The 11440-nt window shown below is 44.4% G+C and carries 22 protein-coding genes; 7 read left to right on the forward strand and 15 right to left on the reverse strand.

Annotated elements, in window-relative coordinates; translation table 11 throughout:
* The first annotated feature begins 25 nt into the window (after positions 1-25).
* Both F6J99_RS04720 and F6J99_RS04725 read left to right on the forward strand, forming a co-directional pair.
* Entirely contained in the window at positions 26-1141 is a 1116-nt protein-coding gene (locus F6J99_RS04720; protein WP_293111913.1) for a glutathione S-transferase family protein, read from the forward strand.
* Positions 1142-1338: 197 nt separating this feature from the next.
* Positions 1339-1482 (forward strand): hypothetical protein, encoded by a 144-nt coding sequence (locus F6J99_RS04725; RefSeq protein ID WP_293111914.1) that lies wholly within the window; start codon positions 1339-1341, stop codon positions 1480-1482.
* Here F6J99_RS04725 and F6J99_RS04730 read toward each other — a convergent pair.
* The 6 genes from F6J99_RS04730 to F6J99_RS04755 all read right to left on the reverse strand — a co-directional run bounded on the left by F6J99_RS04730 (position 1479) and on the right by F6J99_RS04755 (position 4375).
* A complete protein-coding gene (locus F6J99_RS04730; protein ID WP_293111915.1) occupies positions 1479-1919 on the reverse strand; it encodes a hypothetical protein in 441 nt (146 codons plus the stop codon). The genes F6J99_RS04725 and F6J99_RS04730 overlap by 4 nt on opposite strands.
* A gap of 2 nt (positions 1920-1921) precedes the next feature.
* Positions 1922-2524 (reverse strand): hypothetical protein, encoded by a 603-nt coding sequence (locus tag F6J99_RS04735; protein WP_293111916.1) that lies wholly within the window; start codon positions 2522-2524, stop codon positions 1922-1924.
* 160 nt (positions 2525-2684) lie between these two features.
* Complete coding sequence (locus F6J99_RS04740) at positions 2685-2813, reverse strand: hypothetical protein (protein ID WP_293111917.1); 129 nt, start codon at positions 2811-2813, stop codon at positions 2685-2687.
* Positions 2814-2828: 15 nt separating this feature from the next.
* Positions 2829-2951: a hypothetical protein gene (locus tag F6J99_RS04745; RefSeq protein WP_293111918.1), complete on the reverse strand. Its 123-nt coding sequence runs from the start codon at positions 2949-2951 to the stop codon at positions 2829-2831.
* A gap of 284 nt (positions 2952-3235) precedes the next feature.
* Positions 3236-3370, reverse strand: coding sequence for a hypothetical protein (locus F6J99_RS04750; protein ID WP_293111919.1), 135 nt, complete (start codon positions 3368-3370; stop codon positions 3236-3238).
* A 402-nt stretch (positions 3371-3772) separates the two neighbouring features.
* Positions 3773-4375 carry a transposase gene (locus tag F6J99_RS04755; protein WP_293111920.1) on the reverse strand — a complete coding sequence of 201 codons (603 nt, stop codon included), beginning with the start codon at positions 4373-4375 and terminating at the stop codon, positions 3773-3775.
* Positions 4376-5049: 674 nt separating this feature from the next.
* Between F6J99_RS04755 and F6J99_RS04760 the strand changes: the two genes are divergently transcribed.
* Positions 5050-5448 (forward strand): hypothetical protein, encoded by a 399-nt coding sequence (locus F6J99_RS04760; protein WP_365972610.1) that lies wholly within the window; start codon positions 5050-5052, stop codon positions 5446-5448.
* Here the strand turns inward: F6J99_RS04760 and F6J99_RS04765 are convergent.
* Positions 5432-5611, reverse strand: a complete 180-nt coding sequence (locus F6J99_RS04765; protein ID WP_293111921.1) for a hypothetical protein — start codon at positions 5609-5611, stop codon at positions 5432-5434. The genes F6J99_RS04760 and F6J99_RS04765 overlap by 17 nt on opposite strands.
* A 19-nt stretch (positions 5612-5630) precedes the next feature.
* Between F6J99_RS04765 and F6J99_RS04770 the strand changes: the two genes are divergently transcribed.
* The 4 genes from F6J99_RS04770 (at position 5631) to F6J99_RS04785 (ending at position 6548) form a co-directional block, all read left to right on the forward strand.
* The gene (locus tag F6J99_RS04770; protein WP_293111922.1) at positions 5631-5852 is read left to right on the forward strand and encodes a hypothetical protein; all 222 of its coding nucleotides are present in this window, start codon (positions 5631-5633) and stop codon (positions 5850-5852) included.
* A gap of 143 nt (positions 5853-5995) precedes the next feature.
* A complete protein-coding gene (locus F6J99_RS04775; protein ID WP_293111923.1) occupies positions 5996-6121 on the forward strand; it encodes a hypothetical protein in 126 nt (41 codons plus the stop codon).
* A 26-nt stretch (positions 6122-6147) separates the two neighbouring features.
* Positions 6148-6372 (forward strand): type II toxin-antitoxin system HicB family antitoxin, encoded by a 225-nt coding sequence (locus tag F6J99_RS04780; RefSeq protein ID WP_293111924.1) that lies wholly within the window; start codon positions 6148-6150, stop codon positions 6370-6372.
* Positions 6369-6548 (forward strand): type II toxin-antitoxin system HicA family toxin, encoded by a 180-nt coding sequence (locus F6J99_RS04785; protein ID WP_293111925.1) that lies wholly within the window; start codon positions 6369-6371, stop codon positions 6546-6548. Before F6J99_RS04780 ends, F6J99_RS04785 begins: the two co-directional genes overlap by 4 nt.
* Before the next feature lie 12 nt (positions 6549-6560).
* Here F6J99_RS04785 and F6J99_RS04790 read toward each other — a convergent pair whose 3' ends face one another.
* The 8 genes from F6J99_RS04790 to F6J99_RS04825 form a co-directional block, all read right to left on the reverse strand.
* Positions 6561-6854: a type II toxin-antitoxin system prevent-host-death family antitoxin gene (locus tag F6J99_RS04790; RefSeq protein WP_293111926.1), complete on the reverse strand. Its 294-nt coding sequence runs from the start codon at positions 6852-6854 to the stop codon at positions 6561-6563.
* A gap of 289 nt (positions 6855-7143) precedes the next feature.
* Positions 7144-7500 (reverse strand): DUF86 domain-containing protein, encoded by a 357-nt coding sequence (locus F6J99_RS04795; RefSeq protein WP_293111927.1) that lies wholly within the window; start codon positions 7498-7500, stop codon positions 7144-7146.
* Complete coding sequence (locus F6J99_RS04800) at positions 7487-7804, reverse strand: nucleotidyltransferase family protein (RefSeq protein ID WP_293111928.1); 318 nt, start codon at positions 7802-7804, stop codon at positions 7487-7489. The genes F6J99_RS04795 and F6J99_RS04800 overlap by 14 nt, the downstream gene beginning before the upstream one ends.
* 289 nt (positions 7805-8093) lie before the next feature.
* Positions 8094-8465 carry a DUF5615 family PIN-like protein gene (locus F6J99_RS04805; RefSeq protein ID WP_293111929.1) on the reverse strand — a complete coding sequence of 124 codons (372 nt, stop codon included), beginning with the start codon at positions 8463-8465 and terminating at the stop codon, positions 8094-8096.
* Positions 8455-8793, reverse strand: coding sequence for a DUF433 domain-containing protein (locus F6J99_RS04810; RefSeq protein ID WP_293111930.1), 339 nt, complete (start codon positions 8791-8793; stop codon positions 8455-8457). Before F6J99_RS04810 ends, F6J99_RS04805 begins: the two co-directional genes overlap by 11 nt.
* Before the next feature lie 231 nt (positions 8794-9024).
* Positions 9025-9180 carry a hypothetical protein gene (locus F6J99_RS04815; RefSeq protein ID WP_293111931.1) on the reverse strand — a complete coding sequence of 52 codons (156 nt, stop codon included), beginning with the start codon at positions 9178-9180 and terminating at the stop codon, positions 9025-9027.
* Between the two features lie 101 nt (positions 9181-9281).
* Positions 9282-9500, reverse strand: coding sequence for a hypothetical protein (locus F6J99_RS04820; RefSeq protein WP_293111932.1), 219 nt, complete (start codon positions 9498-9500; stop codon positions 9282-9284).
* 215 nt (positions 9501-9715) lie between these two features.
* On the reverse strand, positions 9716-11440 hold a 1725-nt coding region (locus tag F6J99_RS04825), incomplete at its 5' end, for a tail fiber domain-containing protein (RefSeq protein ID WP_293111933.1).

Genomic DNA, 11440 nt, shown 5'->3' on the forward strand with positions numbered 1-11440 from the left:
AGAGATGTCTTACTGAATTGCCATCATGACCGGAGCTGCTGAAACTAAGAAGAAAGGCAAGTCACTCCCACCAACACTGATCATCAGGTTGGGAAAGTTTGTCTGGACAACTATCTGGCAAATGATGATGTCGAAGCTGGCTCCACGGAATAATTCTGGAGAGTACATTCGCCCTGCCAGCGAGTTTAGGAATTTTATCGGGACAGAAGCAGAGAATTCTTACCAACCCGAAGCAGGACGCTACTGTCTTTATGTAGGACTCGGTTGTCCTTGGGCGCACCGCACTCTCGTGGTCAGGGCACTGAAGGGACTCCAAGACGCAATACCGGTCTTCATTGCCTCTCCTTCCTCAAATCAGGGGATTTGGGTATTTAATGAGCAGCAGGAAGGCTGCGACACGCTTCCTGAGCTTTACGACCTGGCACAAACAGGCTACAACGGTCGTTGCACAGTTCCAGTGCTGTGGGATAAACAGAGCAAAACCATTGTCAACAATGAGAGTGCAGAAATTATCGTAATGCTGAACTCACAGTTCAATGAGTTCGCGACTAATCCTACCCTAGACCTTTATCCAGAGGAACTGAAGGAAACCATTGATGGGTGGAATGAGACTATCTACCACACGGTGAATAATGGAGTCTATCGCTGCGGGTTTGCCCAGACCCAAGAGGCTTATGAGAAAGCTTGCGATCAGCTATTCACAACCTTAGATAAGATTGATCGAGCCCTGGAGACCAGTAGATACCTGTGTGGGGATAGGGTAACCCTGGCAGATGTGCGTCTATTTACCACTCTGTTCCGTTTTGATGTGGTCTATTATGGATTGTTCAAGTGCAACCGTTTCAGAATTCAGGACTACGATAACTTAGGTCCCTACCTGCGTGACTTGTATCAGCTTCCCGGAGTTGCTGATACCTGTAGCTTAGAGGATGTCAAGCGGGATTACTACGGAAATCTGTTCCCCCTCAATCCAGGTGGAATTATTCCCAGTGGTCCTGATTTGGCTAGTCTCCTTAGACCTCATGGTCGGGAATCGGGAATCGGGAATCGGGAATCGGGAGTCGGGAGTCGGGAGTCGGGAGTCGGGAATCGGGAGTCGGGAGTCGGGAGTCGGGAGTCGGGAATCGGGAATCGGGAATAGGGAATCGGGAGTCGGGAGTCGGGAGTCGGGAACAAAAATTCTCACAATTTATTTAGGTACCCTATAGTGTTGATTGAATTGGATGCGTTCCCGTAGCGTGGCCAAAGGCCATCGCACTCAGCCGTTCACCCTTACACTAATTACAAGTATAGTAATACTAACTACAGTGGTTATTATAGTAGCGATGCAGCCCGGTCTTGTGGGAAACCCCCACTCGCGCTTTGGATCAATACAATGAGATACACAAAAATTTTTCCCTGTTCCTTGCTTTCGATTCCCGATTCCCGACTCCCGATTCCCGACTCCCTGTTCCCTGTTCCCTATTCCCTATTCCCTTTTAATACTTAAAAGGATATAATTTTTTTACCGATTGCCGAGATAGAACAACAATCGTTAAAACTCCAACAAGTGTGCCAAATGGTCTGAACCAGCAGAGTAGGCAAGCTATCATAAATGAAAACCAATAATTCTTGCTTTTTCTGAGCATATAGCCAGAGAGAATGATAGCAAAAGCAAAGACTTCTCCAAGGATGAAAAGTATGGCACCAGAAATGACTAGCAAATAGCCAGGCAAGTCCGATGACACATTTCGTGATAACTTAAACCACTCTGATAACTCTCCTGATAAGTCTGCCGGAATTGAGTCAGTTGCACCAATCATGAACAGACCAAAAGGGATATACAACATTAGTATAAACAGGGAGTAAAATCCAAAAAATCCCCCAAACATGTAGTGAGTCCATGATAATAGTGTTAACTGCTTTTTAGGATTTCTCATAACTAGAAATTAGTCGAATTCCCAAACTTCCCAAACTGTCCCAACTTAGCACACCTCCCACACTTCCCTCCAATACTCTCTTGGTGAGCAAAAGCCTGAGTGTGAACTGGTGCAGCTCGATTCAATGCCAAAAATTTTCCTAGTTTAACTCCTTCCGTCATCACAGAAAACTCAAGAACTGTTTTACCTTCACCATATTTCCTAGCTCCACGCTCCGGCTCAGGAGATTTTTCTAGTGCGAACGCATTTTGTAGTACGCATTTTGTAGGGTGGGCATTGCTTGAAACCAACCCCCAACCCTGGCAGAATTGATCTGAGCAATGCCCACCAACCAGTACGCATTTAGTAGGGTGGGTATTGCTTGAAACCAACCCCCAACTCTGCCGGAATTTACCGGAGCAATGCCCACCAACCAGGGTGCATTTTGTAGTGCGATGCTCCTTTGGAGCCGCTACGCGATCGCTTTTGTAGCTTTTGTAGGGTGGGCATTCCTTGAAACCAACCCCCAATCCTGCCGGAATTGACCAGAGCAATGCCCACCAACCAGGGTACCTATGCCTCCCAAACCTTCCGGAATTCACCATTACTTTGCCCACCCAAAGCATTGCTTGAAACCTCACGGGGTGACAACAAAGTATGCATTTTGTAGGGTGGGCATTGCTTGAAACCAACCCCCAACCCTGCCGGAATTTACCGGAGCAATGCCCACCAACCAGGGTACCTATGGCCGGTTTCCAACTCCCAAACATTCCGGAATTGACATCACTATTTGCCCACCCTACGATTGTCATTATTGGTGGGCATTGCCCATGTCATTGATCGCTGTTCAATCTTGGTCTTGATCCGCAATGCCCACCCTAGGATTCTGGTTGGGTCTTGGTGGGCATTCCCCATTTCATTGATCGCTGTTCAATCATGGTCTTGATCCGCAATGCCCACCCTACGATTGTCATTATTGGTGGGCATTCCCCATGTCATTGATCGGTTTTCAATCATGATCTCAATCAGCAATGCCCACCCTACGATTGTCATTATTGGTGGGCATTCCCCATGTCATTGCTCGGCCTTCAATCATGATCTCAATCAGCAATGCCCACCCTACGATTGTCATTATTGGTGGGCATTCCCCATGTCATTGCTCGGCCTTCAATCATGATCTCAATCAGCAATGCCCACCCTACGATTGTCATTATTGGTGGGCATTCCCCATGTCATTGATCGGTTTTCAATCATGATCTCAATCAGCAATGCCCACCCTACGATTGTCATTATTGGTGGGCATTCCCCATGTCATTGATCGGTTTTCAATCATGATCTCAATCAGCAATGCCCACCCTACGATTGTCATTATTGGTGGGCATTCCCCATGTCATTGATCGGTTTTCAATCATGATCTCAATCAGCAATGCCCACCCTAGGATTCTGGTTGGGTCTTGGTGGGCATTGCCCATTTCATTGATCGCTGTTCAATCATGATCTCAATCAGCAATGCCCACCCTAGGATTGTCATTATTGGTGGGCATTGCTCATTTCATTGCTCGCTGTTCAATCATGATCTCAATCAGCAATGCCCACCCTAGGATTCTGGTTGGGTCTTGGTGGGCATTGCCCATTTCATTGATCGCTGTTCAATCATGATCTCAATCAGCAATGCCCACCCTAGGATTCTGGTTGGGTCTTGGTGGGCATTGCCCATGTCATTGCTCGGCCTTCAATCATGATCTCAATCAGCAATGCCCACCCTACGATTGTCATTATTGGTGGGCATTGCTCATTTCATTGCTCGCTGTTCAATCATGATCTCAATCAGCAATGCCCACCCTACGATTGTCTAGCCACCAACCGTTGATAATTCACTCACCAACCTTGGCTCCAATTTCCGAAAAATCTGGAACTAATGGTTGTCTGCCCCGGCAAGAACAACCCCAATCGATCTGATACTGACCTGTTTCAACCCATCTGGTGAAACTCGAATACTCCCACCGATGAGGACAAGATACCAATCCATGTTTGACCGGATTGTAATGAATATAATCTAAAGCCTGTTGGAAGTCAGATTCATCTCGAATCACATGCTCCCAAAATCGGCGCTGCCAAACATTACTTTCTCTGTGTTTAAGACGGGATGCCGATACATTCTGTGGCTTGAATTTTTTACCCCGTAGCGATCGCGTAAACAACACCTTAAACCGAGAAACCCGGTAGGAATAAGCTGTATCCCCTGGGGGTAGAGTCCACAAAAAATGAAGATGGTCAGGTAAAACAACTGCACCACTAATTTCAAAAGGTCTCTCAGTGCGAGTTTTAGCAAGTGCAGCACGCAAATAAGCAATAGTTTCCGGTTCGGAAAACAGAGGGGTACGGTGGTAGGTTACCAGAGTCAGAAAAAAGGTTCCACCTGGGACATAGGCTCGACGATATTCGGGCATGGTTGTGGATTGCTGGGCATTGCCCATTTAATTTCTAGGTTAACTAATGTTGAGCTTCCTGAGCAAGACCCACCCTAGGATTCTTGTCTGGTTCAGCTTACGCTTTTGTAGGGTGGGCATTGCTTGAAACCAACCCCCAACCCTGGCAGAATTGATCTGAGCAATGCCCACCAACCAGGGTAGCCATGGCCTGAAACCAACCCTCAACCCTGTCCGAATTCACCGAACCTTTGCCCACCCAGAGATTTTTGGGTATTGGTGGGCATTGCCCATTTCATTTCTGGGCTAACAATTTTGTTTTAAATCAGCAATGCCCACCCTACAATTCTTCCGGAATTCACCTTAGCAATGCCCACCCTACGATTCCGGTTGGGTCTTGGTGGGCATTGCCCATTTCATTTCTGGGCTAACAATTTTGTTTTAAATCAGCAATGCCCACCCTACGATGTTTATATTAATAATCCAAAATTACCTAACAAAATTAGTAATTTTTATTTTTTAAATTCCAAAATCGTCATCTTTTTTTAATTGTAAATAAATATTAAAATTAAAAAAATACTCTTGACTTTTTCCAAGATATTAGTAATAATAAAAATGTCCGCTATTTCGATAAGATTCTTGGACAAAAAGCCGCGCTTATAGCTTGCCACCTGGAAGCGCGGCTTATACCCCCAAGCAAACACTATGTTTGAGGTAATTCCATGATGCCAAAAAAACGCTCAAATGATCATCTGATTAAGTGTCAGCGAGCCCTAGACCGCCTTGCCCAAATTGCCCAGAGCCAATCCAAACGCCCACTTTCAATGCCTCGTGCCATCACTGAGCGAGAGCGAATATTGATCAACTTATACAGCGTCTGCCGACTATCCATGACTCCCCAGGAGTTTTATTGGAAATGGCAAGTTAACCAAGAAGACATTGCTCAAATCTGCTGCAGATCAACTTACGCTGTTAACAGTTGGCTCGCCCAAGGTTCTCGCTATAAATCTCCTTCTTCCGATTCCTTATACCATTTGGCTTTGATGGATTTTCTATTAGAAAATTTTGAAGCGATTCCAAAAGAGTTATTGAATCAACTCTGCTCTAAGGTTGAAGAATGAAGGTTATTTGGTTGAAGGTTGAAGGTTGAAGGTTGAAGGTTGAAGGTTGAAGGTTATTTGGTTGAAGGTTATTTGGTTGAAGATTGAAGGTTATTTGGTTGAAGTGCGATGCTCCTTGGCCAAAAGGCCACGCTACGCGAATGGAGCCGCTACGCGAACGCATTTTGTAGGGTGGGCATTGCTTGAAACCAACTCCCAATCGTGCCGGAATTTACCAGAGCAATGCCCACCAACCAGGGTACCCATTGCTGGTTTCTAACCCCCAATCCTATCGGAATTCACTATTACTTTACCCACCCAAAGATTTTTGGGTATTGGTGGGCATTGCCCATTTAATTGCTCGGCGTTCAATCATGATCAAGCTCAGCAATGCCCACCCTACGATTATCCCGACTAAATTCTAAATTCTAAAATAATGATTCTTGGGTATTGGTGGGCATTGCCCATTTAATTGCTCGGCGTTCAATCATGATCAAGCTCAGCAATGCCCACCCTACGATTATCCCGACTAAATTCTAAATTCTAAAATAATGATTCTTGGGTATTGGTGGGCATTGCCCATTTAATTGCTCGGGGTTCAATCATGATTAAGATCAGCAATGCCCACCCTACGATTATCCCGATTCCCGATTCCCGATTCCCGATTACCGACCCATCATCTGTATTATCATAATTAATAAACCATCTAAGGAGAGTTTTATGAACGCAGAGTTTACCGCCATCATTGAGACAGCAACCGAAGGAGGATATTGGGCGATTTGTCCTGAAATTCCTGGTGCGAATGGTCAAGGAGAAACCGTTGAAGAAGCAAAAGAAAGCTTAAAAAATGCCATTAAACTGATTTTTGAAGATCGTTTAGCTGATATTCGTCGAGGACTACCCAAAGAAGCGATCGAGGATAAAATTTCGATTTCCATTCCATGAAACGTAAAGAATTAGAAAAAAAGTTACGGAAGGCGGGTTGCGATCTTAAGCGAGAAGGAGCTTCTCATTCTCTTTGGATTAATCCTAAAACTGGAGTTACTGAAGCTGTACCACGACATACAGAAATCAAAGAATTTTTGGCACACAAAATCCTCAAAAACTTAAATGCCGAATAGTGCTCGGAGCCCTCACAAGATTACCTCCCGACCACAACAACCTTCCCGAATCTGCTTGAACACTTGATCAGGATTGATATCTAAAGCCTGTATTTGGTACTTCTGACGAAATTCCGCCAAAGCTGCCCCAAATCCTAAATTTTCTGATAAATTCTCTGATGCCAAGCGTTGATACTCCCGGAGTGATAACACAATCGCTACAGGTTTACCCAGGCGCGTAATCTGTACGGGCTTACCCTGTTCGGCATCGTGGACAATTTCAGCAAAGCGTACGCGAGCTTCCGCTAGGTCGTATCCCTCAGACATTTTTCGGGTTTTCAGCTATAGGGCTATCGTTCATGGCTATAGTCTAGCTAAATCCCTAGTGCGATTGACATGCAGGTCACGCTACGCGATGAAGCGAAGCTTCCGCTAAAAGCGATCACATTTTGTAGTGCGTAGGCTTATCTTCTTGGCTGGGCATTGGTTGAAACCAACTCCCAACCCTGGCTGAATTCACACAAGCTTTGCCCACCCTACGATTGTTGGGTATTGGTGGGCATTGCCCATTTAATTGTTGGGCGAACAATTTTGATCTTCCCCAGCAATGCCCACCCTACGATTCTCCTTCACTTTCCTCCTGAATTACCCTTTCCAATTGCTCAACCAGTGGCACTAAATCATTCCTCACCGTTCCCCAAACAATATCTAAATCGATAGAGAAATAAGCATGGGTCAAACGATTTCGCATCCCAATCATCACTGCCCAAGGAATCTCAGCATGTCTCCCCCTACATTCAGCTGAAATTCTACCCACCGCTTCCCCAATAATTTCTAAATCTTTAACAACTGCCAACACCAACATCCTATCCTTAGCTAAATCCTCTCTTGTCTTTCCAGACATAAAACCGAGAGCTTCTATTGCTGCATCCTGCATATGGTGCAAGCGAGTTAAATCGTCAATTGCTGTCATACTGCACCATCGCCTCAGCCATCACTCTGTCTCTAAAATAAATACTTAATTCATTAGGAGTTCTTAAATCAATCTTTCTCCCTTCTACCATTTCTGAAAGTTCTATTTCCATACTGGCTAACGTAAATAAACCAGGGGTTTTGCCTGGTTCAAATTCTACTAAAAAATCCAGATCACTCTCCGGTGTAAAATCATCCCTCAACACTGAACCAAATAAAGACAATTTGCGAATATGATGACGCTGGCAAAATTGCTCTATTTCTTCCTTAAGAATATTAATTGGTAACACCGGGCTTTCACTCATTTCTCTTCTGGATTTTTATCAGGTGCAATTAGTTGGTAGGAGCGGGTTTCTCTATATCCTAGCAGCTTGTAGGGTGGGCATTGCCGGTTTCCAACTCGCCTACCTGCCGGAATTCATCTGAGCAATGCCCACCAACCGAGCTCCCAATCCTTCCCATGAAATACATCACTCTTTGCCCATCCAAAGATTATTGGGTATTGGTGGGCATTGCCCATTTAATTTATCGGCGAACAATTTTGATATTCCGAGAGCCTTGCCCACCCTACGATTATCCTTAACAACAATGGCATCATCTCAGTTTGGACAGAGGTAGATTAATAATTTGATCTTGATATTCGTCGTCAAAAGATGCCTCAGCAATCAAAATTAATTCATCAAGGGTTTGACCAATGCTGAAATTAGGATTGAGAATTAAAATCCCAGGTATATGACGACCTTGGGCAAGGTGATCCGCTAGATGTACTGGCATAGTGCTGCGGTTATTTGTTACAAGTACGAAGTCATTTTCTTCACACCAGCAGAGAATGTCTGGATCGAGGGTTCTTTTGGGGGGAGCATCCGAACCACCAACTACCAACACCACTAAGTCTGGTTTGTACAGTCGCAGTTGAGTTTGATAGATATGATCAACATTTTCATCTAGTAGATACTTAATGGTCATTTCCCTTCTTGATTGCTTCTCGTTCAGCCTTGAGTTGCATCAGCTTGACCACAACTGGGGAAGGGTTTTGCTGCTGTTGTTCTAGCATTTTACGACCATGGTTTAACCAATTAGTCAGGTAACTACTGACAGTTTCTTGGTTATGCAGGTAATACAAAATCGTAGCATAAATTTGCTCTAGTTCCAGGGTTGGATAACTTTGGGCGATTTCTTCAGGAGTACGCTGACGATGGATAAAATCATAGAGGATAGTTTCAATTCCTACTCTTGTGCCTCTGACTCGGATATCATTAGGGGCAAGAAATACAAAATAATCTTCCAGTTGCATGATTGGTCTGAGAACTCTGTTGTTATCTTGATCCTACACAAGAAGCAAGAGCACATATTTGGTAGGGTGGGCATTGCCGGTTTCCAACCCCCAATCCTACCGGAATTAACCTGAACAATGCCCACCAAGTTGATAGCGATTGACATGCAGGTCACGCTACGCGAACGTATTTTGTAGTGCTTGTCCGGTGGGCATGGCCTGAAAGCAACTCCCAACCCTGGCCAAATTCACCTAAGCAATTCCCACCCTAGGATTCTCAATTCTTAATTCTACATTCAAATGGGTATTGGTGGGCATTGCCCATTTCATTGTTCGGCGTTCAATCATGATCTTGATCTGCAATGCCCACCCTACAATATATCTTGGGTATTGGTGGGCATTGCCCATTTCATGGCTCAGCGTTAAATCATGAACTTAATCAGCAATGGCCACCCTACAATATATCTCCCGATTCCCGATTCCCGATTCCCGATTCCCGATTCCCGATTCTACGATTCAACTACTACTACCTCCGATGGCTGAGTGTTGTTTTCCGCTGTATCAGTTGCTTCCCCTAAAGTTTCTTCGATTACCTGAATTGCGCCACTGATGCGGAGTAAGGTTTCTCGCAAGTTGGCTTGTTTTGCTTCTAGTTCGGCTAGCATTTTTTGACCAGCTTCATATTCGGATTTTAGCGATTGTAAGCGTTGTTCGAGTTTTTCTTTCATCGTTTAATTTAATCGGTAATAAAAAGGTATTTCAAGGTCAAAATTATGGTCAATAAACTATGGATCTTGGGTTGGTTAGGTATTGGTGGGCATTGCCCATGTAATTGCTCGGTGTTCAATCATGATCTTTATCAGCAATGCCCACCCTACGATTGCTGTTGTTTGGTTGGGCTTTCAATCCCATGATTTTGCCCTAGCTCCAAATCTAGCTCAACTTAGTCATCTGACACTAGTTGATTTAGTTGAAGTTCCAATTGATTGATCCGTTGTTCATAGTTGCTGCTCTTGTGAGCCATATTTTTTATAACTTCAACTAAGTACATACTGATTTTTCGGTAATTAATTGCTTCAGGTAACCCCTGTTCGTCATAGTAAACAAGTTTGTTAAGACCAATTTCGTTAAACTCCTCAGCAATGTATCCAATTTCCCAACGATTGGGATCGTTAGGTCGTGTATAAGTCTTGGGTTCTACTGTCAAAATTTTCTCAAAATCGTCTTCCAGAGAAATGATATTTTCCTTCGATCTAGCGGAAGAATTGTCTTGATAGAATTGTCCCGTACCACTATTCCACTGTGCATTTTTGTGATCACCATAAGGGACATTCGTAACATATAAACGACCATTAACTTTGAGAGTAGAATTAATATGAACGTCTTCTTGCTCCGACGTTATCCATAACCCATTCTCATCACCAAACGAGTGTATATAAGACTTGCTACCATCTGCGTAGATTTTTAAGTAATCCCAATCTGCATTTGGGTTGGTATGGTGTCTTAGCCTAAACTCCCCTGCAACCTCTAACTTTCCGTTTGGGCTGTTTGTCCCAATACCAACATTACCATCTTTAATCACCATCTGGACTGTGCCACCACCAGCATTAAGTTCGTTATTGTGATGAGAGCCACCTTTGTACCAGGCAAAGTTTTTAGCGGTGCGAAAATACTGTGTACTACTCTGAACACCAATGCCATAGTTTTGGTTATACAAATTTATCATCTGCCTAACTTGGGAGCCAAAACTAAGGGTATTAGAACCGCCTAGGCTGAAATTGTCGTTGAGGGTCAAACTTTCGAGGGTGGCATTGCCAGTGACAGTCAAATTCCCTTGTACTTTTAATCTTGATGAACCTGGATCTGTTGTGCCGATACCAAGGCTACCTGCAAAGTAGTTATCTCTAGTACCTCCAAACCATGCAGAATTGTCTGCACTTCCAGTCCATCCATCATGCTCTACAAAGAAACGAACTGCTTCCCCTTCGCTTCTCACTTGGAAGATAGGCTCACCAGCATTGGGATTGGTTTGGACTCGATAGACTAAGCCGGTTGCCCCTTGAGTACCGTTCCCGCGATGATTGTTGCTGTTGGGAGCTTCCATCAGCAGAGTACGCTCACCAGAGGTGTTGCTGCTAGCACTAAAGCTGCCAGTGACAGTCAAATTCCCTTGTACTTTTAATCTTGATGAACCTGGATCTGTTGTGCCGATACCAAGGTTACCTGCAAAGGAAGAGTTACCTGTACCTTTGACAGTCAGACCACCATTGGCTGCTGTGCTTAACGCCATTCTCTCATTAGTGCCATTAGTATCTCTCCAGGAGTGGTTGCCATTGGCAGCATAAAATAAAGTGTGACTATTGATACCCAGTCCGTATCCATCCCATAGTTGCAATTTTAGGTTGTTGGTAGTGTCATTATTGGTAAAGACAATTTGTTGAGCACCATCGAGTTCAATCTCGCCTGCGCTAACAGTCAACTTCCCTTGTACTTTCAATTTCGATGAACCTGGATTTGTTGTGCCGATACCAAGGTTACCTGCAAAGGAAGAGTTACCTGTACCTTTGACAGTCAGACCACCATTGGCTGCTGTGCTTAACGCCATTCTCTCATTAGTGCCATTAGTATCTCTCCAGGAGTGGTTGCCATTGGCAGCATAAAATAAAGT

The sequence above is a fragment of the Moorena sp. SIO4G3 genome (assembly GCF_010692305.1).
In the GTDB taxonomy this organism is placed as follows: domain Bacteria; phylum Cyanobacteriota; class Cyanobacteriia; order Cyanobacteriales; family Coleofasciculaceae; genus Moorena; species Moorena producens_A.